The 21581-nt window shown below is 71.9% G+C and carries 20 protein-coding genes; 16 read left to right on the top strand and 4 right to left on the bottom strand.

Annotation, left to right across the window (positions count from 1 at the left end; all coding sequences use genetic code 11):
* Window positions 1–134: 134 nt before the first annotated feature.
* The 11 genes from ACOJUF_RS06245 (at window position 135) to ACOJUF_RS06195 (ending at window position 12555) form a co-directional block, all read left to right on the top strand.
* A complete protein-coding gene (locus ACOJUF_RS06245; protein WP_420120998.1) occupies window positions 135–968 on the top strand; it encodes an enoyl-CoA hydratase-related protein in 834 nt (277 codons plus the stop codon).
* 34 nt (window positions 969–1002) lie between these two features.
* Complete coding sequence (locus tag ACOJUF_RS06240) at window positions 1003–2145, top strand: acyl-CoA dehydrogenase family protein (protein ID WP_420120997.1); 1143 nt, start codon at window positions 1003–1005, stop codon at window positions 2143–2145.
* A 173-nt stretch (window positions 2146–2318) separates the two neighbouring features.
* Entirely contained in the window at window positions 2319–3077 is a 759-nt protein-coding gene (locus ACOJUF_RS06235; RefSeq protein WP_420120996.1) for an SDR family NAD(P)-dependent oxidoreductase, read from the top strand.
* A gap of 16 nt (window positions 3078–3093) precedes the next feature.
* Window positions 3094–4734: an AMP-binding protein gene (locus ACOJUF_RS06230; protein WP_420120995.1), complete on the top strand. Its 1641-nt coding sequence runs from the start codon at window positions 3094–3096 to the stop codon at window positions 4732–4734.
* Window positions 4731–5945: a 3-oxoadipyl-CoA thiolase gene (gene pcaF / locus ACOJUF_RS06225; protein ID WP_420120994.1), complete on the top strand. Its 1215-nt coding sequence runs from the start codon at window positions 4731–4733 to the stop codon at window positions 5943–5945. Before ACOJUF_RS06230 ends, pcaF begins: the two co-directional genes overlap by 4 nt.
* Before the next feature lie 125 nt (window positions 5946–6070).
* Entirely contained in the window at window positions 6071–7315 is a 1245-nt protein-coding gene (locus ACOJUF_RS06220; protein WP_420120993.1) for an acyl-CoA dehydrogenase family protein, read from the top strand.
* Window positions 7316–7320: 5 nt separating this feature from the next.
* Complete coding sequence (locus ACOJUF_RS06215) at window positions 7321–8124, top strand: enoyl-CoA hydratase/isomerase family protein (RefSeq protein WP_420120992.1); 804 nt, start codon at window positions 7321–7323, stop codon at window positions 8122–8124.
* Between the two features lies 1 nt (window position 8125).
* The gene (locus tag ACOJUF_RS06210) at window positions 8126–9034 is read left to right on the top strand and encodes a 3-hydroxyacyl-CoA dehydrogenase family protein (protein ID WP_420120991.1); all 909 of its coding nucleotides are present in this window, start codon (window positions 8126–8128) and stop codon (window positions 9032–9034) included.
* A complete protein-coding gene (locus ACOJUF_RS06205) occupies window positions 9031–10281 on the top strand; it encodes an acyl-CoA dehydrogenase family protein (protein WP_420120990.1) in 1251 nt (416 codons plus the stop codon). The genes ACOJUF_RS06210 and ACOJUF_RS06205 overlap by 4 nt, the downstream gene beginning before the upstream one ends.
* Window positions 10282–10385: 104 nt before the next feature.
* Complete coding sequence (locus ACOJUF_RS06200) at window positions 10386–11318, top strand: hypothetical protein (RefSeq protein ID WP_420120989.1); 933 nt, start codon at window positions 10386–10388, stop codon at window positions 11316–11318.
* A 43-nt stretch (window positions 11319–11361) separates the two neighbouring features.
* A complete protein-coding gene (locus ACOJUF_RS06195; protein WP_420120988.1) occupies window positions 11362–12555 on the top strand; it encodes an MFS transporter in 1194 nt (397 codons plus the stop codon).
* A gap of 77 nt (window positions 12556–12632) precedes the next feature.
* Here ACOJUF_RS06195 and ispF read toward each other — a convergent pair whose 3' ends face one another.
* Both ispF and ACOJUF_RS06185 read right to left on the bottom strand, forming a co-directional pair.
* Complete coding sequence (ispF, locus tag ACOJUF_RS06190) at window positions 12633–13826, bottom strand: 2-C-methyl-D-erythritol 2,4-cyclodiphosphate synthase (protein WP_420120987.1); 1194 nt, start codon at window positions 13824–13826, stop codon at window positions 12633–12635.
* 40 nt (window positions 13827–13866) lie between these two features.
* Window positions 13867–14349 (bottom strand): CarD family transcriptional regulator, encoded by a 483-nt coding sequence (locus tag ACOJUF_RS06185; RefSeq protein ID WP_395728347.1) that lies wholly within the window; start codon window positions 14347–14349, stop codon window positions 13867–13869.
* A 364-nt stretch (window positions 14350–14713) separates the two neighbouring features.
* Between ACOJUF_RS06185 and ACOJUF_RS06180 the strand changes: the two genes are divergently transcribed.
* From ACOJUF_RS06180 to disA, 3 genes are all read left to right on the top strand, one after another.
* Window positions 14714–15313 (top strand): hypothetical protein, encoded by a 600-nt coding sequence (locus ACOJUF_RS06180; protein WP_420120986.1) that lies wholly within the window; start codon window positions 14714–14716, stop codon window positions 15311–15313.
* Between the two features lie 230 nt (window positions 15314–15543).
* On the top strand, window positions 15544–16968 hold the full coding sequence (radA, locus tag ACOJUF_RS06175; protein ID WP_420120985.1) for a DNA repair protein RadA: 1425 nt from the start codon (window positions 15544–15546) through the stop codon (window positions 16966–16968).
* Between the two features lie 79 nt (window positions 16969–17047).
* A complete protein-coding gene (gene disA, locus ACOJUF_RS06170) occupies window positions 17048–18136 on the top strand; it encodes a DNA integrity scanning diadenylate cyclase DisA (protein ID WP_420120984.1) in 1089 nt (362 codons plus the stop codon).
* Window positions 18137–18213: 77 nt separating this feature from the next.
* Here disA and ACOJUF_RS06165 read toward each other — a convergent pair whose 3' ends face one another.
* Entirely contained in the window at window positions 18214–19071 is an 858-nt protein-coding gene (locus tag ACOJUF_RS06165; RefSeq protein WP_420120983.1) for a hypothetical protein, read from the bottom strand.
* 59 nt (window positions 19072–19130) lie between these two features.
* Between ACOJUF_RS06165 and ACOJUF_RS06160 the strand changes: the two genes are divergently transcribed.
* The gene (locus ACOJUF_RS06160) at window positions 19131–19673 is read left to right on the top strand and encodes a beta-class carbonic anhydrase (protein ID WP_420120982.1); all 543 of its coding nucleotides are present in this window, start codon (window positions 19131–19133) and stop codon (window positions 19671–19673) included.
* Window positions 19657–20583, top strand: coding sequence for an A/G-specific adenine glycosylase (locus ACOJUF_RS06155; protein ID WP_420120981.1), 927 nt, complete (start codon window positions 19657–19659; stop codon window positions 20581–20583). The genes ACOJUF_RS06160 and ACOJUF_RS06155 overlap by 17 nt, the downstream gene beginning before the upstream one ends.
* Window positions 20584–20984: 401 nt before the next feature.
* Here the strand turns inward: ACOJUF_RS06155 and ACOJUF_RS06150 are convergent.
* A partial coding sequence (locus tag ACOJUF_RS06150; protein ID WP_420120980.1) for an AAA family ATPase occupies window positions 20985–21581 on the bottom strand: 597 nt, incomplete at its 5' end.

The following is a 21581-nucleotide window of genomic DNA, read 5'->3' as shown; positions in this document are numbered from 1 at the left end:
CACGCGTTTTGAACCGAGGTTCAATTCACTCTTGACACCGGGCGCGGGCCGTCCTACCGTCTCCCCTAGCTGAATGAACCGTCATTCATTTCCAGCGCCTGAACTGCCCCGATGCGACTCGATGAGGAGAGCAGATGACCCAGACCGTGGCCGCACCCACCGCCCGCCGGACCCCCGAGTTCGGCGACATCCGGTACGAGATCGACGGCCCCACCGCGATCATCACGATCGACCGGCCCCACCGGTACAACGCCTTCCGCGGCCTGACCGTCGAGGAGCTCATCACGGCGTTCCGCCTCGCCTGGGCCGACAAGACCGTCCAGGTCGTCATTCTCACCGGCGCGGGCGAGAAGGCGTTCTGCACCGGCGGCGACGTCAAGCAGCGGGCGGAGACCGGCGACTACGGCCCCACCGAGTCCGGCATGTTCGAGATCGGCAACCTCCACAAGCTCATCCGCGACATCCCCAAACCGGTGATCGCGGCGGTCAACGGCGTCGCCGTCGGCGGTGGCCACGTGCTGCACGTGCTGTGCGACCTGTCCATCGCCGCCGAGACGGCCCGGTTCGGGCAGGCCGGCCCCAAGGTCGGCTCCTTCGACGCCGGCTTCGGCTCGGCCTACCTGGCCCGCGTCGTCGGCGAGAAGCGGGCCCGGGAGATCTGGTATCTGTGCCGGATGTACGACGCCGCCACCGCCGAGCGCTGGGGTCTGGTGAACGCGGTCGTGCCCGCCGATCGGTTGCTGGACGAGGCGAAGGCCTGGGCCGCGGAGATCGCCGAGAAGAGCCCCACCGCACTGCGCTTCCTGAAGCAGTCGTTCAACGCCGACACCGACCACCAGGCCGGCCTGTCCAACCTGGCCATGTCCGCGCTCGACCTGTTCACCGCCTCCCCGGAGGGTCTGGAGGGGGCCGCCGCGTTCGCGCAGAAGCGCCCGGCCGACTTCGTCCGGCACGTCAACTGGCACTGACGCAACCTCGGCCGAGACCAGAGACGAGAAGACGATGGATTTTTCGCTCACTGTCGAGCAGCAGGACCAGGTCGACGCGGCCGCCGCCTTCGCCGCGGAACTGGCGCCGGACTACCAGAATCGAGAGAGAACCGGCGTCATCGAGAAGGACGTCTTCCTGGAGATGGGTCGGCGAGGCTTCATCGGCCCCGAGATCTCGCCCGAACTCGGCGGCCGCGGGCAGACCTGCCTCACCTCGGGCCTGCTGCTCGAGCAGATCTCGAAGGGCGACTTCAACGTCGGGTACCTGCAGGTCGTCGGCTCGCTGGTCGGCCAGATCCTGGCCGGCAACGCCCGGCCCGAGGTCGCCCGGGAGTGGGTCCCGCAGATCACCGGCGGCACCGGCGTCGTCGGCATCGGCCTGTCCGAGCCGACCGGCGGGTCGGACGCGGGCAACCCGGGCATGCGGGCCGAGCAGGATGGTGGCGACTGGCTGATCACCGGGGCAAAGTCCATGTCGCTGATGGAATACTGCACCGGCGCAGTCGTTTTCGCCCGGACGTCGGACGAAGGTCGCGGCCGCGGCATCACCGCGTTCGTCGTCGACGTCACCGGCCCCGGCATCACCCGCGAGCCGTACTCGGACATGGGCACCAAGCCGGTCAGGCGCGGCGCGATCCACTTCGACCGGGTCCGGGTTCCGGCCCGGAACGTGCTCGGCGAGGTCGGCCGGGGCTTCACCTCGGTGATGCAGGGCTTCGACTTCAGCCGCGCCCTGATCGGCCTGCAGTGCGTGGGCACCGCCCAGCAGACCGTCGACGAGACCTGGCAGTACGTCGCCGGGCGCGAGGCGTTCGACCGTCCGATCAGCACGTTCCAGGGCGTCTCGTTCCCGCTGGCCGAGGCCGATACGTTGCTGGCCGCGGCGAGAGTCCTTTGCTACCAGACCCTCTGGCTCAAGGATACCGGGTTGCCGCACACCTCCGAGGCGGCCATGTGCAAGTGGTGGGCGCCGAAGACCGCCTATGACGTGATCAACCAGTGCCTGCTGCTGCACGGCCAGTACGGCTACCGCACCGAGCGACCGATCGAGCAGCGGCTCCGCGACGTGCTCGGCCTGCAGATCGGTGACGGTACCGCCCAGATCATGAAGCTGATCATCGCGCGGCAGAAGCTGGGCCGGAAGTTCGCCCCCTGACCCCCTGCCTGCGCACTCGCACTCCCCCTCCCCCCTCCCCTCCCCTCCGCACACCCCGGCCACTGCTGTTGATCATGGGAACAAGCCCGTTATCGACGCCTCAGAACGGCACTCTTCCCATGATCAACACCGCTCGGGGCGGTCGGGCACACCAAACAAAGGACGTCATCACCATGGGCAAGCTGGACCAGAAGGTCTCGATCGTCACCGGCGCGGGCCGGGGCATCGGCCGCGGCATCGCCGAGAAGCTCGCGAGCGAGGGCGCGATCGTCGTCGTCACCGACGTCGACGAGCAGTCGGCGGTCAACACCGCCAAGGAACTGGGGGGCGGCGTGAACCGCGGCCACGTCGGCCTGCGCGTGGACGTGACCGATCGCGCGTCCGTGGCGGCCATGGTCGCCACGGTCACCGACCGGTTCGGGCGGGTCGACGTCCTGGTCAACAACGCCGGCTGGGACAAGGTCGGCCCGTTCGTCGACAGCGACGAGGCCGACTGGGACCGGGTCATCGCGATCAACCTGTACGGCGTGCTCCACACCTCCAAGGCCGTGCTGCCGATCATGCAGCAGCAGGGCCACGGCCATGTCGTCAACCTGGGTTCGGACGCCGGCCGGGTCGGATCCTCGGGCGAGGCCGTGTACTCGGCCGCCAAGGGTGGCGTCATCGCCTTCACCAAGGCGGTGGCCCGCGAGATGGCCCGGCACCAGATCACCGTCAACGTCGTCTGCCCCGGACCGACCGACACCCCGCTGTTCGCCTCGATCGGCGGGGACAACCCCAAGCTGCGCGACGCGCTGACCAAGGCGATCCCGTTCCGCCGGCTGGCCGACCCGAGCGACCTGGCCAACGCCGTCGCGTTCTTCGCCTCCGACGAGGCCTCCTACATCACCGGACAGACCGTCAGCGTCAGCGGCGGCCTCACGATGAGCTGAGACAGGAACACCGGACATGAGTCTCGAGACGATTCTCACCGACGAGATCATCGCCGAGTACACCGCAGCGGGCTACTGGCCGAACAAGGTGATCACCGACTTCCTCGACGAGGCCGTCGCCCGCACGCCGGACAAGGTCGCCGCGATCGACCCCCGACGGCAGGTCACCTACGCCGAGCTGGCCGCCGAGGTCGACCGGGCCGCACTTGGCTTCCTCGAGCTGGGCATCGAGCCCGGCGACGTCATCTCGTTCCAGCTGCCCAACTGGATCGAGTTCCTGGTCGTGCACTTCGCGGCCACCCGGATCGGCGCCGTGTCCAACCCCCTCATCCCGATCTACCGGGACCGCGAGGTCGGTTTCATGGTCGAACTGGCGCAGTCGACGCTGATCGTCGTTCCGGCCGAGTTTCGCGGCTACGACTACCCGGCCATGGTCGACCGGCTCCGGCCGGGCTGGCCGGCGCTGCAGCACGTCCTGGTGATCGGGAGCGACCCGGGCCGGCCCGGGTCGTGGGCGGACTTCGCGGCCACCCCGTGGGAGGAGCGCCGCGACCCGGCCGAGCTGGCCGCGCGGCGACCGGACCCGAACGAGGTCACCCTGCTGATGTTCACCTCGGGCACCACCGGCGAACCCAAAGGGGTCATGCACACGTCGAACACGCTGGTCGCGGCCAATGCGCCGCTGCCCGAGCGGCTCGGGGTCGGCCGGGACAGCGTCATCCACATGGCGTCGACGTTCGCGCACCTCACCGGCATGCTCTACGGAGTTCGGCTGCCCACCCAACTCGGCGCCACCGGCGTGTACCAGGACGTGTGGAGCAACGAGACGTTCGTCGAACTCGTCGACCGGCACCGCATCACCTACACCTCGGCGGCGACGCCGTTCCTGCACGACACTCTCAATGCCCCCAACCTGGACGCGTACGACCTGTCCAGCCTGCAGCGGTTCTGCTGCATGGGGGCGCCGATCCCGCCCGCGATCGTCCGCGCGGCGCAGGCCCGGTTCCCCGCCATGACGGTGCTCGGCGGGTGGGGCCAGACCGAGAACGGCCTGGTCACCCTCGGCATCCCCGGTGATCCGCCGGAGATCATCGCCGAGCGGGACGGGTTCCCCTGGCCGGGGATGCATCTGCGCATCGTCGACCTCGACGGCCGGGTGTTACCGGCCGGAGAGCCGGGCCGGCTGCAGGTCCGCGGCCCGTTCCTGTTCGTCGGCTACGCCCGGCGACTGGAGATGACCCGCGAGCTGTTCGCCGACGGCTTCTTCGACACCGGCGACCTGGCCTACCTGGACGAGCAGGGCTACCTCAAGCTCTCCGGACGAACCAAGGACGTGATCATCCGCGGCGGCGAGAACATCCCGGTCGCCTACGTGGAGAACGCCCTGTACGAGAACCCCAAGGTCGCTTCCGTCGCGGTGGTCGGCATCCCCGATCCGCGGCTGCAGGAACGGGCGTGCGCCTGCGTCGTGTTGCGGCCGGGCGTCGAGGGGTTCACCTTCGAAGAGATGAAGGCATTCCTGGACGAGCGGGGCGTCGCCAAGCAGTACTGGCCGGAGCGGTTGGCGGTGCTGCCGGCCCTGCCGGCGACGGCGAGCGGCAAGATCCAGAAGTTCAAGCTGCGGCAGCTGGTTCAGCCGGACAAGGAGAACGCATGAGTACCGCCTACCTGGTCGACGGGGTCCGCACCCCGTTCGGCCGGTATGCCGGCGCCCTGTCAACGGTCCGCCCGGACGACCTGGCCGCGCACGTGCTGCGCGGCCTGGCCGGCCGGCTCCCGTCGGTCGACTGGGACGCCTTGGACGACGTGGTGCTCGGCTGCGCGAACCAGGCCGGCGAGGACAACCGGAACGTCGCCCGCATGGCGGCGCTGCTCGCCGGCCTGCCGGTCACCGCCCCCGGTTCGACGGTCAACCGGCTCTGCGGCTCCAGCCTGTATGCGATCGCGATCGCGTCCAGGGCGGTCCGGGCCGGCGACGCCGACCTGGTGCTCGCGGGCGGCGTGGAGAGCATGAGCCGCGCGCCGTTCGTCCTGCCCAAGGCCACGTCGGCGTTCGCCCGGTCCACCGAGATCCATGACACCACCATCGGCTGGCGGTTCGTGAACCCGGCGATGCGGGAGCGGTTCGGCACCGACTCGATGCCGGAGACCGCGGACAACGTCGCCGCCGAGCTCGGCATCGCCCGGGAGGACCAGGAGGCGTTCGCGCTGCGCTCCCAGGATCGGGCGGCCGAGGCCATCGGCTCGGGACGGCTGGCCCGGGAGATCCTGCCGGTGACGATCCCGCCGGGTCGATCCCCGCGGGGCCGCGGGGAGCCGGTGGTCGTCGACACCGACGAGCACCCGCGGCCGACCTCGCGGGCGGCCCTGGCCACCCTCGCGCCGATCAACCCGGGCGGCACCGTCACCGCCGGCACGGCGTCCGGCGTGAACGACGGCGCCGCCGCCGTGCTGATCGCGTCGGAGTCCGCCGTGCAGCGGTTCGGGCTGACGCCGCTGGCCCGGGTCACCTCGGCCGCGGTGACCGGTGTTCCGCCCCGGATCATGGGCCTCGGTCCGGTGCCGGCCACCCGTAAGCTGTTGTCCCGCAACTCACTCTCGGTCTCCGACCTCGACCTGATCGAGCTCAACGAGGCGTTCGCCGCGCAGGCCATCGGGGTGCTGCGGCAGCTGGGCCTTCCGGACGACGCCGAGTACGTCAACCCGAACGGCGGAGCCATCGCCCTGGGTCACCCGCTGGGTGCCAGCGGGGCCCGGATCGCCCTGTCCGCGGCGATCGAGCTGCACGACCGCGGCGCCGCCCGCGCCCTGGCCACCATGTGCATCGGCGTCGGTCAGGGCATCTCCGTCCTGCTGGAGGCCCCCTGACCCTGCCCGCGCGGATCAACTACCCCGGCGCGGCCGAAGTAGTCGACTTCCGTCCCATCCGCCACATTTGACCTCAGTTGATCCGCGCGAGTGTCCCCACCCGCGCCCGACACCTGGAGCACACCATGACCACCACCGAGGCCGTCAGCGGGGATGACCGGCCGGTCGGCATCTACGCCGGAGCCGTCACCCAGCCGCCGACCCCGATCTCCGATCGGGCCCGCGACTACCTGAACCTCGACTCCCTGTTCACCGCCGACGAACTCGCGCAACGGGACAGGGTCCGCGCCTTCGTCGACGCTCGCATCCGGCCGAACATCGCCCGGTGGTACGAGGACGCGCACTTCCCGGTGGAGATCGCCAAGGAGTTCGGTGCACTCGGCCTGCTCGGCATGCATCTGACGGGGTACGGCTGCCCGGGCCGCAGTTCCGTCGAGTACGGCCTGACCGCGCTGGAACTGGAGGCCGGCGACTCCGGCCTGCGCACCTTCGTCTCCGTGCAGGGCTCGCTGGCCATGAGCGCCATCCACAAGCACGGCTCCGAGGAGCAGAAGCAGCAGTGGCTGCCGGGCATGGCCAAGGGTGAGGTGATCGGCTGTTTCGGGCTGACCGAGCCCACCGCCGGGTCCGACCCGGCCGGCATGGTGACCACCGCCGTTCGCGACGGGAGCGACTGGGTGCTCAACGGGGCCAAGCGGTGGATCGGGCTTGCCACGGTCGCCCAGGTCGCCATCATCTGGGCCAGGACCGAGGAGGGTATCCGCGGCTTCATCGTCCCCACCGAGACGCCCGGGTTCACGGCGACGCCGATCGAGCCGAAGCTGTCGATGCGCGCCTCCATCCAGTGCGACATCACCCTGACCGACGTGCGGCTGCCCGCCGACGCGGTGCTGCCGAACGTCGTCGGCCTCAAGGGTCCGTTCAGCTGCCTGAACGAGGCCCGTTACGGAATCATCTGGGGCGCGATGGGCGCGGCCCGCGACTCGTACGAGACCGCGCTGCGGTACACGCTGGACCGCAAGCAGTTCGACGTGCCACTGGCCAGCTTCCAGCTGACCCAGCGCAAGCTGGCCGACATGGTGCTGGAGATCCAGAAGGGCATCCTCGTCGCCCTGCAGACCGGGCGCCTCAAGGACGCCGGAACGCTGCACCCGCAGCAGATCTCGTTCGGCAAGCTGAACAACGTGCGCGAGGCCATCGAGATCTGCCGGGAGGCCCGGGAGATGCTCGGCGGCAACGGCATCACGCTGGACTACGCGCCGCTGCGGCACGCCAACAACCTGGAGTCGGTCCGGACGTACGAGGGCACCGACGAGGTGCACACCCTGATCATGGGGCAGGCCATCACCGGCCTCGCCGCGTTCCGGTGACGACCGTGACCACCGCTGCTCCGGTGGCCCGGGTCGACTTCGAGACTCTGTTCACCGAGGTCTCGGACGGCATCGCAACTCTCACCATCAACCGGCCGGCGGTCCGCAATGCGGTGAACCGCCAGGTGCAGCTGGACATCCGGGCCGCCCTGGACGCGTTCCGCACCGACGACGCCGTGCAGGTGGTGATCGTCACCGGCGCCGGCGACCAGGCGTTCGTGGCCGGCGCGGACATCTCCCAGGTCCGCGGGTACACCCTGCACACCGCACTGGCGTCCGACCTGCAGCGGCTCTACGACGACGTCGAGGCGTTCGAGAAGCCGACGATCGCCGCGGTCAACGGGTTCGCCCTCGGCGGCGGCTGCGAGCTGGCCATGGCCTGCGACATCCGGATCGCCGCCGAGACGGCCCGTTTCGGCCTACCCGAGGTCAACCTGTCGGTACTGCCGGCGGCCGGCGGCACCCAGCGGCTGGCCCGGCTGATCGGCACCGGCCGAGCCATCGAGCTGATCCTGACCGGACGGCTGGTCACCGCCGACGAGGCACACCGGATCGGGCTGGTCACCTCGGTGGTTCCCGGCGACGAGCTGCTGGCCACGGCCCGCCAGGTCGCCGGGCAGATCACCGCCAAGGGCCCGCTGGCGATCCGGCTGGCCAAGCTGGTCATCCGGTCCGGCATGGACGCCGACCAACGCACCGGACTGGTGGTCGAACGGCTGGCGCAGGCGCTGCTGTACACGACCGAGGACAAGAACGAGGGCGCGGACGCGTTCCTGAACAAGCGCCCACCGCGCTTCACGGGGCGATGAGATGACCGTCAACCACGTGCTGGTCGTCGGGGCCGGAGCGATGGGGTCGCAGATCGGCATGGTCTGCGCCCTGGCCGGTCTGACCGCGACCGTTACCGACATCGCCGCACCGGCGCTGGCGACGGCGGACGCCGCACTCCGCTCCCGGCTCTCCCGGGACATCGAGAAGGGGCGACGGCTTCCGGCCGAGGTGGAAGCGGCCTTCGACCGCCTGACCTTCAGGACCGACCTGGCCGGCGCCGCGTCCACCGCCGACTACGTCATCGAGGCGGCGGTGGAACGCCTGGACGTCAAACGGGCGCTGTTCGCGGAGCTGGACAAGGCGGCCCCGCCGCACGCGATTCTGGCGACGAACTCGTCCAGCATCGTCTCGTCCCGCATCGCCGACGCCACCCGACGGCCCGAGAAGGTCTGCAACCTGCACTTCTTCAACCCCGCGCTGATCATGAAGTGCGTCGAGGTGGTTCGCGGTCCGGCGACCTCGAACGCGACCGTCGACACCTCCATCGCGCTGGCCAAGCGGCTGGGCAAGGTCCCGGTGGTGTTGAACCGGGAGATCCCCGGGTTCGTCGCCAACCGCATCCTCAACGCGGTGCGCGACGAGGCGATCTTCCTGCTCGAGAACGGCGTCGCGTCGGTGGAGGACATCGACACCGCCTGCCGCACCGCACTGGGTTACCCGATGGGACCGTTCGAACTGATGGACCTGACCGGCATCGACATCGGGTACCTGACCAAGCAGGACCGGTTCGCCCAGAGCGGCGACCCGAAGGACCGTCCGAGCCGCAGCGTCGCGGCCCTGGTCGAACGCGGTGAACTCGGCCGCAAGACCGGACGGGGTTGGTATTCCTACGACGAGGCCGGGACCCGGACGCCCCGGCCCACCGCCGAAGTGAGCGTGACATCGTGAGCAGCACACTGAACCTCGCGGCCGAGCAGGCCAAGGACCTCGCTCGTGACCTGACAGCGGCCCGCGGGACCGACTACTACCTGCTCAACGATCTCCTCACGGACTCCGAGCGGGAGATCCGCGACCGGGTCAGGTCGTTCGTCGACGCCGAGGTGCTGCCGATCATCAACGACTACTGGGAACGGGCGGAATTTCCGTTCGAGCTGGTGCCCAAGCTGGCACGGCTGGGCGTGGTCGGCGGCCCGATCACGGGCTACGGCTGCCCCGGCCTGTCCCGCCTCGCGCAGGGCATGGTCACGCTCGAACTGTCTCGCGGCGACGGCAGCGTCAACACGTTCCTGGGGGTGCAGACCGGCCTGGCCATGGGCTCGATCAACCTGCTCGGCTCCGCGGAACAGAAGCAGCGCTGGCTGCCGGGCATGGCCAGGCTCGAGCTCGTCGGCGCGTTCGCCCTGACCGAACCGGATCACGGCTCCGACTCGGTCGCGCTGGAGACCACCGCTCGCCGGTCGGGCGATCACTGGGTCCTCAACGGCGCCAAGCGCTGGATCGGCAACGGCAGCATCGCGCACGTCGTCGTCGTGTGGGCGCGGGACGAGGCCGACGGCAAGGTCAAGGGTTTCGTCGTTGAAAGGGAGGGCGAAGGATTCGACTCGTCCTATCCCGAGGGCTACACGGCCGAGCTGATCACCGGCAAGATCGGCAAGCGGGCGATCTGGCAGCCGGACATCGTGCTGGACGACGTCCGGGTGCCCGAGGCCAACCGGCTCGCCAACGCCAACGGGTTCCGGGACGTCAGCCGGGTGCTCACCGCGACCCGCGGCGGAGCGTCCTGGGAGGCGGCCGGCCATGCCGTCGCCGCGTACGAGGCGGCCCTGACCTACGCCACCAACCGGCAGCAGTTCGGCAAGCCGATCGCCTCCTACCAGCTGGTGCAGGGCAAGCTGGCCACCATGCTCGCCGAGACCACCACGATCCAGCTGATGTGTTTCCGGATGGCGCAGCTGCAGGAGCAGGGCAGGCTGACCGGACCGATGGCGTCACTGGCCAAGATGCACACGGCCAGGGCGGCGCGCTCGGTCTGCGCGCAGGCCCGGGACATTCTGGGCGGCAACGGGTTGCTGCTGGACTTCCACGTCGCCCGGCACATGACCGACATGGAGGTCGTGCATACGTACGAGGGCACCGACAGCATCCAGTCGCTGATCATCGGGCGGGACGTCACCGGCATCTCGGCGTTCGACTGATCGCCGCGGGTGATGGTGGAGCCCGACCCCGGTGGCGCGGCCGGCGGCGTCGGCGGCGCGCACGGCCGGCGGCCGGCGGCCGGCCGGACGGGTACCGTCGTCCGATGCAGACGCCGGGGTCGCCGCACCTCCCGCCGACGTTCGACCTCGCGCGGGAGCAGTTGTCGGTCCGCCCGATGGGCGCGCTGACGCTGCAGCTGCGGCACTTCCGGCTCGCCCTGCAGGGCGCCGCGGCCGCCCTGGACGTCGTGCAGCCGATCGCGGCCGACCTGTGCGTCGGGCCGTACGCGGATCTGCCGGACGCGGACGTACCGCTCTCGGCGGATCAGCTCGCCCGCTGGGGCGTCACGCTGCCGCAGGTTCTGGATGCGGCGGTGGTGGCCGGTTTCGGGCGGCCGGTCCCGGCGGCGCAGCGGGTCGAGAGCGTGCACCTCTTCCAGGACGTCCGGTTCGCCGGGACCGCCCTGCTCCGACCGGAGCTCGTGCGCGGCCTGCCGGTCGACGGTGACCCGGTCGTCCTGGTGCCGACGGTCGGCGACCTGCTGGTCGGTGGTTCGCAGGACCCCGTCGGGCTGACGTTCCTGGCCCGCATGGCCGACCGGCTGATCCAGTCCCCGGCGCTGCCGGTCTCCATCCAGCCGGTGACGCTGCGCGGACCGGGTTGGGTGTCCTTCGCTTGGCCGGAGGCGGCGCAGCCGTTCGCCGACGCGCTGCGCCGGCGCTGGGACACCCTCAGTTACGCCCGGCAGCGCCCGCTGCTGCAGCAGCACTACGAGCGGGTCGGGCCGCCGACCGCGGTCCCCGAGGTGGGCCTGTACGAGCGGGACGGCGCGACCGTCACCGTGACGTCGCTGACCGAGGGCGTGCCGGCCGTGCTGCCGATGGCCGACCTGGTCAGCCTGGTCCGCACGGCCGGGGCGGCGACGCCGGTGCCGATGGACCGGCTTCGGGCGGTACCGGGGCTGCTGGTCCCCGTGCCCGGCACGGCCCCGCCCCGGGTCTACGCCACCCGCTTCCCGATCGAGCTGACCCGCTGACGCCCGCACCGGCCGAGGCCGTCCCCGGGCCCACGGCTCGCGAATGAGCCGGCCCGGCCGCACCCTGGTCACGGTCGCCGTGCTGCTGCTGGCGATCAACCTGCGTCCGGTGGTCAACGCGCTCGGCGCGGTGGTGCCGGAGCTACGGGACGCCACCGGGCTGCCCGCGTCGACGACCGGACTGCTCCTGTCGCTACCGACCCTGGCGTTCGCCGCCATGGGGTTGCTCGCACCGGTGCTCGCCGCACGCCTGGGCGCCCACCGCACGGTGGTGACCGCCCTGCTCGCGTTGCTGGCCGGTCAGGTGGTGCGGGCCGCGGTGCCCGGCGCGCCCGCCCTGTTCGCCGGCTCGCTGCTGGCCCTGGCCGGTATCGCCGTCGCCAACGTGCTGATGCCGGGCCTGGTCCGGCTGCACTTCCCGGACCGCATCCCGACGATCACCGCCGCCTACACCACCCTGCTGACCATCGGCGGCGCGGCCGCGGCCGGGTTGACCCTGCCGGTGCAGCGCGGCCTGGGCGGGGACTGGCGGCTCGGCATCGGACTGTGGGCGGTGACCGCGGCCGTCGCACTGGTCCCCTGGCTGCTGCTGATCCGCCGGCCCGGTCCGGCCGGACCCTCCGGGCCGGGCCGCCGCCTGCCGCTGCGCACGCTGGCCCGCAGCCGGATCGCCTGGTCGCTGGCGGTGTACTTCGGCTGCCAGGCGATGGTCGCCTACGTGGTTTTCGGGTGGCTGGCCGAGATCCTCGTCGAGAGCGGCATGACCGACACGGCCGCGGCGGCGCAGGTCTCCATCGCGATCGCGGTGGGCATTCCGCTCGCCGCGGTGGTTCCGCCCCTGCTCGGCCGGTCGCGGCGCCCGGCCCTGGTGGTGGGAGCGCTCGCCACCTGCTACCTGCTCGCCCTGGCCGGGCTCATCGTGTCGCCGACCGGCCCCGTGGTGCTCTGGTCGGTGCTGATCGGCATCGGCACCGGGGCCTTCCCGCTCGCCCTCACGCTGATCGCGCTGCGGGCGCGGACCGGGCTGGCCACGACGTCCCTGTCGGCGTTCACCCAGTGCACCGGCTACCTGATCGCCTCGGTCGGACCGCTGGGCTTCGGCCTGCTGTTCGACCTGTCCGGCGGGTGGGTCGTGCCCCTGCTCGCGCTCGGCGCGGTCGTGCTGGTGCAGATCGGCGCCGGGGTGCTGGCGGTCCGGTCGCGGTACGTCGAGGACGAGCTGCCGGCGTCAAGCTGACCGCCCGGCCGCGTCGGCCGGGGCTGGCCGGCTCGGCCGCGCCGGCTCGGACGCGCCGGCTCGGCCGCGCGCTGAGGTCAGGCCGGTCCGAGCAGGGCGCTGGCGATGGCCGCCCGACCCTCGCCGCGGCCGGTCAACCCCAGGCCGTCGGTGGTCGTCCCGGTGACCGCCACCGGCGCGCCGACCACCCGGCTCAGCACCTCCTGCGCCTCCAGGCGCCGCGGGGCGAGCTTGGGCGTGTTCGCGATCACCTGCACCGAGGCATTGATCACCCGGTGGCCGGCCGCCGTGAGCCTGCGGACGACCTCGGCGAGCAGGGTCACCCCGGCCGCACCGGCCCACCGGGGATCCGACGTGCCGAAGACCGCGCCCAGATCGCCCAGACCGGCCGCCGACAGGATCGCGTCGCAGAGGGCGTGCGCGGCCACGTCACCGTCCGAATGGCCGGCGCAGCCGTCCACCCCGGGGAACCGGATGCCGGCGACCCAGCACTCGCGGCCCGCCTCGATCGGGTGCACGTCCACCCCGGTGCCGATCCGCAGCCCCGCGACCGTGGTCGAGTCCGACCGCTCCGCGGCCACCCCGGCCGGCGCCACCGCGCCCCGGGGGTCGGCCGGACCGGACTGTGCCGTGACCATGCGTTCCGCCGCCTCGATCTCGTCCGTCGTGGTGATGCGATGGGCGGCGCGGTCGCCGTCCACCACGCTGATCGGCACGCCATCGGCGGCGACCGCCGCGGCCGGATCCCATGATTCCGTCGCGCCGTCCGTCGTGGCCGCCAGCAGCACCGCGGGCCGGAAGGCCTGCGGCGCCTGGACGATGCGCAGATTCGAGCGGTCGACGACCGCGGACAGGGAGCGACCCGCGCCGGTGTCCCGAATGGTGTCGACGACCGGCAGCACGGGAACGACCGCATCGGCGCCCGCACGGACCCCGGCGATGACCCGCTCGATCAGGGACACGGGCGCCAGACCCCGCTGCGCGTCGTGCACGAGCACGACGTCGATCGGCCCGTCGGGCGACGCACCGTCGGCCACGGCGGACGACACGGCTTGCCGCAACCCACCCGTGCGGACGGTCGCGCGCTCGCGGACGAGGGCGCGGACCTGGTCGGCCCGGGCGGGCGCGGCGAGCACCACGATCACACCGACCCCGGACGCGCACAGGCGGTCGAGAGCATGCGTCAGCAACGGGCGACCGGCGACCCGGACGGTCAGCGCCGAACCGTGGTCGTCGTCGGCCATCCGCAGCACGGCGGCCACCGTCGTCACTGCCGGCTCCGACGACCGAACCCTGCGGACCCGGCTGACGTCAGGAGGCCAGGACCTCGTCGAGGATGCCCTCGGCCTTGACCTCGTTCGTCCCCTCGGCCAGGGCCAACTCGGAGACCAGGATCTGTCGCGCCTTGGCGAGCATCCGCTTCTCACCGGCGGACAGACCGCGCTCGCGGTCGCGCCGCCACAGATCGCGGACCACCTCGGCGACCTTGTTCACATCGCCCGAGGCGAGCTTCTCGAGGTTTGCCTTGTAGCGCCGCGACCAGTTGGTCGGCTCTTCCGTGTGCGGCGCCCGGAGCACCTCGAAGACGTGATCCAGACCGGTCCGGTCGACCACGTCCCGAACACCGACGATCTCTGCGTTGTCGGCCGGCACCTTGACCGTCAGGTCGCCCTGGGCGACCTTGAGGACGAGATAGAGTTTCTCGACGCCCTTGACGGTCCTGGTTTCGGTGGCCTGGATGAGGGCCGCACCGTGATGCGGGTAGACAACGGTTTCGCCAACGTTGAAAACCATGAGAGTTCAAGACCCCTTTCGCTCCGGCCATCCTACCACGTCTTGGCCGCGGCTTCAGCCGTTGTCGCAGGTCAGGGGCTATACGGTCACTTGACAAACCGTTGCGCCGCGTGCATGTCGTTGCCCCGTCCGGGTTTTCCGGGCCCATTCGGGGGCCCGCCCACCGAGCTCGGGAGACGCGACACGGGCCGCTTGGACCTCCCACCGAGCAGAGCCGTTCCCCCGGCGACTAACCTTCTACCGAACGTCGCTCTTCACCGATCGACGCCGCAGGATCCAGACTGACCCGTCCGACCGAACCGCCGCCAGCGCCGCCCCCGCATCCGAACGCCGTCGGGGTCGGGCCTTCAAGAGGGGAACCGCCGTGACCCGCACCGCCCGGTTGCCGCGCCGAGTGCTCGCTCCCGCCGGTCTGGCCCTGTTCGCCGCCATGACGCTGGCGGTGAGCGGATGTGCGGCCGGCCAGTACTCGCAGACCGCGCAGCAGGTGGCCGCCATCGACGGCGCCAACGCCACCGTCGGCGACATCGCCGTGCTCGACGTCCGGCTCGCACCGACCGAACGCGAGTACTACCCCGCCGGCTCGAGTGCCCGCGTGCTGCTGTACATCTCCAACGACGGCTTCACGGCCGACTCCCTCGAGGGCGTCTCCACCAGCGCCGCGACGTCGGTCAAGATCACCGGTGACGCCACCCTGCCGCCGCAGGCCCTGTCCGACTTCGCCAGCGAGAACGGCACCGAGGTCACCGTCACCGGGTTCCTTCAGGACCAGTACTACGGGGTCTCCATCCCGATGACCTTCTCGTTCGCCAACGCCGGCACCGTCGACGTCAACGTGCCGATCCAGCTCCCGAAGGAACGCTCCACCAACCGGGAGACGGTCAACATCCTGCCGCCGCACCCGACGCCGCTCTGGGAGCAGGACGAGGTCGCCGAGGGAGACGTCGGGCCCGGAGGCCACTGACCCGTCCAGGACCGCTCGTCGCCGGTCCCCGGCCCGCCCGACCCGTACGAGGGTCCGGCGGCCACTGACCCGTCCAGGACCGCTCGTCGCCGGTCCCCGGCCTGCCCGACCCGTACGAGGGTCCGGCGGGCCGCCCGTGTCGGCTCGGTCGGCCGACCCGAACCCCCGTCCGTGGGCCGTCCCGGTCCGGTTACCGGGCACTGTCGGACTCGTGCCCTAGCGTGCCGGGCATGAGGTCCACATCCGCTCCCCGCGGTCCCCGGCCGGCCTTCCGCTGCAGCGGGTGCGGCCACGAAACCAGCAAGTGGCACGGCCGCTGCCCGGAGTGCCAGGCGTGGGGCACCCTCGACGAGGGCCCGGCCCCTGGCTCCGTCGTCCGCCGGATGAGCGCGGGCCCGGTGACCCATCCGGCCCGACGCATCGGTGAGGTGTCGGCGGACGTCGTCCGCCCCACCGCCAGCGGCGTCGCCGAGTTCGACCGGGTGCTGGGCGGCGGGCTCACCCCGGGCGCGGTGATCCTGCTGGCCGGCGAGCCCGGCGTCGGCAAGTCGACCCTGCTCCTGGCGACCGCACGGGCCTGGGCCGCTCAGGGACACGGCCCGGTGCTGGTCGTCACCGGCGAGGAATCGGCCGCTCAGGTCCGCCTGCGGGCGGAGCGGATGAAGGCCATCCACGACGACATCTTCCTGGCCGCGGAGGGCGATCTGGCCGCCGTGCTCGGTCAGGTCGACGCGGTCCGGCCACGCCTGCTGATCGTCGACTCGGTGCAGACCATCGCCTCCGGCGCGGTCGACGGAACCGCCGGCGGGGTCAGCCAGGTCCGGGCGGTGGCGGCCGCCCTGACCGCCGTGGCCAAGGAACGCAACATGGCCTGCGTGCTGGTCGGTCACGTCACCAAGGACGGGGCGATCGCCGGGCCCCGCGTCCTGGAACACCTGGTCGACGTCGTGCTGCACTTCGAGGGGGATCGGCACTCGATCCTGCGGACCGTCCGGGGGGTCAAGAACCGGTACGGGCCGGCGGATGAGGTGGGCTGCTTCCGGATGGTGCCGGACGGCATCGCCGAGATGCCCGACCCGTCCGGCCTGTTCCTGAGCCGGCGGGCGGCACCGGTCGCGGGCACCTGCACCACGGTCGCCCTCCAGGGGCGGCGGGCCCTGCCGGTGGAGCTCCAGACCCTCATCACCCCGGCCGGCGGCGAGACCGGGCGGCGCACCGTCTCGGGGCTGGATTCGTCCCGGGCGGCCATGGTGGTGGCGATCCTGCAGCGATGGTCGGGCGTGGGTCTGGCCGGCAAGGAGGTGCTCGCCGCCACGGTCGGCGGCTGGCGGATGACCGAGCCGGCCGCCGATCTGGCCCTGGCCCTGGCCCTGTGGTCCTCGGCCAGGGACACTCCCCTGCCGGGCGATCTGGTGGCCGTCGGCGAGCTCGGGCTGGCCGCCGACATCCATCCGGTCCCCGGCATCGCACAGCGCCTGGCCGCGGCCGCCCGAGCCGGTTTCGAGCGCGCGGTGGTGCCGCCCGGATCCGCCGCCGAGCGACCCCCGGGGATGCGCCTGGTCGAAGCGGCGACGCTCGGTGAGGCCCTGGGCGTCGTCAGCGGCGAGGGTGTGAGCTGGATCCGCCGGCCGTCCAAGGGGGAGCGGACCGGCTGAGGCGTCGTCATCCGGCGAGAATGATTTCGCCCCCGGACGTCGGCCCTAAACTGTCCGGTGGACCGAGGGAGGACTTGGGGTGGAGGATCGCACGAGCGTGGCCGCGCATCGTGCCGTGCTGGCCCGGGTCGCCCCGGGCACGCCGCTGCGGGACGGGCTCGAACGCATTCTGCGCGGACGCACCGGGGCCCTGATCGTGCTGGGCTTCGACCAGGCGGTCGAGGATCTCTGTGACGGCGGCTTCCGCCTCGACGTCGAGTTCTCGTCGACGCGGGTGCGCGAGCTGTGCAAGATGGACGGCGCGGTGGTGCTCAGCGACGACGCCACGCGCATCCTGCGGGCCAACGTGCAGCTGACTCCGGACCCGACGATCCCGACGGTCGAATCCGGCACCCGGCACCGCACGGCCGAGCGGACCGGCCTGCAGACCGGCCATCCCGTGATCGCGGTCAGCCACTCGATGTCGATCATCAACCTGTACTTCGGCGGTCGCCGGCACGTCGTCGCGGACCCGCCGATCATCCTGTCCCGGGCCAACCAGGCGCTGGCCACGCTGCAGCGCTACAAGTTCCGGCTGGACGAGGTCGCCCGCGCCCTGTCCGCGCTGGAGATCGAGGATTTCGCGACCCTGCGCGATGCGATGACCGTGCTGCAACGGCTGCTGATGGTCCGGCGCATCGCCGACGAACTCACCGGCAACGTCATCGAGCTCGGCACCGACGGCCGGCTGCTCGGCCTGCAGCTGGACGAGATGCTCAGCGGTACCCAGGGCCTGCAGGAACTGCTGATCCGCGACTACCTGCCCGGCGACCAGAGCCCGGACTCGATCGACGAGATCGTGGAGGCGCTGGACCAGCTCGACGAGGTCGCGCTGCTCGACCTGTCGGCGGTGGCTCGGGTCCTGGGCATCAACACCCCCGGCGACGCCCTGGACTCGGCGGTCAGCCCCCGCGGCTACCGGCTGCTGGCCGGCATCCCGCGCGTCCCGCCGGCCGTGCTCGACCGGCTGATCGTGCACTTCGGCAACCTGCAGGGGCTGCTGGCCGCCACGGCCGCCGATCTGCAGGCGGTGGAGGGTGTCGGCGAGGCCCGCGCCCGGGTCGTCCGGGAGGGCCTGTCGCGACTGGCCGAGTCATCGATCGTGGACCGGTACGGCACCGCCCTGTAGACGCCGTCCCGGCTGGGCCGCACCGGGACCGGCGCCCGCACCGTGCGCCCGGACACCGTGCGCTCGGGCCGAGCCGGTCAGGCCACGGTGAACGCGGCCGGTGGGCTCGACAGCGCCCCCAGCTGGGCGATCAGCGTGTAGCCGCCCGGGGCGAGCGGTGTCCGCTCACCGGTGCAGCCCGGGGCGGACGTCGTGCCCGACCACTTCACCGTGTACTTGAGCGTCTGCCCGGGCGCGAGCTCACGGACGTCCGTGCCCTGGCCGGGGAAGCAGTCGGCCGTGGACCACAACCGGGTGCCGTCGGCTCCGAACACGGTGTACACCTGGGCGGTGCCGGACACGTCGCGCCGGCACTGTTCGGTACCGGTGTTGGTGACGACCATCCCGACGATCACGGTGGCCCCGGACCGGACCTCGGCCGGCACCTCGGCGGCCACGCCGATCGCGGAGTCCGGGCAGAGCAGGCGACCGTCCGCGTCGTAGGCGGGTGGCGCAGGGGCCGGCGCCGCCGGTGTGCTCGCCGGAGCCGGGTCGGCCGGGGCGGCGGCGACGATCGACCCGTTCGCCGAAGTGGCGGCGGCGTCCGGGGCCGGCGCCGCGTCGGCCGCGGAGGCGGCCGTGGGCGCCGGCGAATCGGTCGGCGCCGGGGGCGCGGCCGCGGCGGGCGACGGGCTGGGCGACGGGCTCGGGGACGGGCTGGGCGACGGCACCGTCGAGCGCGACGGTGCGGTCGAATTCGCCAGCACGCCGGTCATTGTCGGCGCGGCGGAGGTGACGGCGGCGGCCGCGGAGGAGTCCTGCCCGGCCGACGAGCGGGACGTGCGGCCGGCCAGGAACCACACGATCGTGACCAGGACGGCGACGGCCAGGACCACCACGAGTACTCGACGGATCCAGTACGTGGTGGGGCTCGACGGGCCGACCGGTTGCATCACCCGAACGACGGTAGTCTCGCTCCAAGACCATCCCGGGGAGCAACGCCGAAGGAGTCACTGTGACGGCGATCGACGAGATGCTGCGGCGCAACAAGACCGCGGCCATGTACCACCCCTCGGGCCTCGGCCCGTCGCCGCTGAAGCATCTGGCCGTGGTCATGTGCATGGATTGCCGGGTCGACGCGCACGTCGCCTTCCGCCTCAATCCGGGCGAGATCCACCTGATGCGGAACGCCGGCGGCATCATCTCCGACGACGTCATCCGTTCGCTGGCCATCTCGCAGCATGCGCTCGGTACCCGCGAGATCATGATCGTCCACCACACCGACTGCGGCCTGGCCAAGCTTCAGGAGGACGAGTTCCGCGAGCAGCTCGCGAAGTTCGCCGGCTACCGGCCGACCTGGTCCGTGCAGGCGTTCAAGGATCCGCACGATTCGGTCCGTGAGTCGATGCGCCGCGTCCAGGACTCCCCCTTCCTGCACCACACCGACAAGGTGCGCGGTTTCATCTTCGACGTGGAAACCGGCCTGCTGGAAGAGGTCACGGAGGAGGACGAGGCCGCCGCCACGGAGAGCCAGGAGAGCGGTGCCGCCGCGAGCTGACCCGCTCGACCACGGCCTCATCCTGGATTTCTACGACCGCAACGCCCGCGACCTGCCCTGGCGCCGGCCCGACGCGACCCCGTGGGCGGTGCTGGTCAGCGAGGTCATGCTGCAGCAGACTCCGGTCGGACGGGTGCTGCCGGTGTACCGGCGGTGGCTCGATCGATGGCCCGCGCCGGCCGATCTGGCCGCCGAGCCGGCCGGGGAGGCGATCCGGGCGTGGGACCGGCTGGGCTACCCGCGCCGCGCCCTCCGGTTGCACGCGGCCGCGGTCGCCATCACCACCGAGTACGGCGGCATCGTGCCGTCCGAGGTGGACCGGCTGCTGACGCTGCCCGGCATCGGCGAGTACACCGCACGGGCGGTCGCGGCCTTCGCGTTCGGGGCCCGGGTGCCGGTCGTCGACACCAACGTGCGCCGGGTGCTGGCCCGGGTGGTTCGCGGGGTCGACGAGCCCCGGGCGTCGGCCACCGCGGCCGACCGGGCCGAGTTGGCCGCGCTGTTGCCGGCCGAACCGGCGGTCGCGGCCCGCTTCTCGGTCGCCGTGATGGAGTTGGGTGCCCTGGTGTGCACGGCGGTGAACCCGGCGTGCGACCGGTGCCCGCTGCTGGATCGCTGCACCTGGCGCCGGGCGGGTGCCGTGGCCGGTGTCGCCCGCCGGCCCGTGCAGGCCTGGCACGGCACCGACCGGCAGGCCCGCGGCCGGATGATGGCGCTGCTGCGGGCCATGCCCGGGCCGGTACCCCGGACCGAACTGCTGGCCACCACCGAGGACGCCGTCCAGGCCCGTCGCTGCCTGACCACGCTGCTGGCCGACGGTCTGGTCGAGGCCGCCCTCGACGGCTGGTACGGCCTGCCCGGAGCCACCCCGGCCGACGCTCGGCCGGCGCCGGGGGCTCGGCCGGACTGACGCCGGACCGACGGTCACGCTCCGGACGTCAGGCGCATCACGCCGTGCCGCCTCCGTGCCGCCTTCGTGCCACCCCGTGCCGCGTCCGTGCCGCGGCCGGGTCTGGTCGGGGCGGTGACGGCCCTTCCCTGCGCGGCCGAACTCGGCGACTTTGGCCTCGCCCGTCACATCCGGCGGTCGTTCGTCCGCGCCGGCGGTGATGATCCGCGCGGCTGAGGCCCGCCTAGGCGGTGATGATCCGCGCGGCAAAGGGCCCGCCCAAGCGGTGATAGTCCGCGCGGCCGAGGGCCGGCCCAGGGTCGCCCCGGCGGGCTGCGGTCGAGCCCGGCGGTGGGGAGCAGGAACGGGAACGCCCCGCCCCCCCGGGATGGGGGGCGGGGCGTTCCGTGGTGCGGTCCGGGTCAGCCGGTGGTGCTCTCCGGGCCGGCGTCGATGGCCAGGCCGGCGGGCACCGAGTCCGGCACCGACGACGGCCGCTGCTCGCCGCGGAAGGTGAATTCCTTGGTCGGCTTGCCGGTCAGCGTGTCGGTCACGTCCTGCACGTCGACCAGGACGATCTGGCCGGGCCGGATCTCGTCGAACAGGATCTTCTCGGACAGCTTGTCCTCGATCTCCCGCTGGATGGTCCGGCGCAGCGGCCGGGCGCCCAGGACGGGATCGAACCCGCGCTCGCCGAGCAGCGTCTTGGCCGCGTCGGTCAGCTCCAGCGACATGTCCTTGTTCCGCAGCGCCGCCTCGACCCGCTTGAGCATGAGATCGACCATCTGGTTGATCTCATCGGTGGTCAGCTGGTGGAAGACCACCACGTCGTCGATGCGGTTGAGGAACTCGGGACGGAAATGCCGCTTGAGCTCGTCGTTGACCTTCTGCTTCATCCGCTCGTAGTTGGACTCCGAGGTGTTGCCCTGCTGGAAGCCCATCCCGACGGCCTTGGAGATGTCCTGCGTCCCCAGGTTCGAGGTGAAGACGATGACCGTGTTCTTGAAGTCGACCGTGCG

The sequence above is a fragment of the Nakamurella sp. genome (genome assembly GCF_048594475.1).
Taxonomy (GTDB): Bacteria; Actinomycetota; Actinomycetes; order Mycobacteriales; family Nakamurellaceae; genus Nakamurella.
This window is presented reverse-complemented; position numbering and strand designations above follow the sequence as displayed.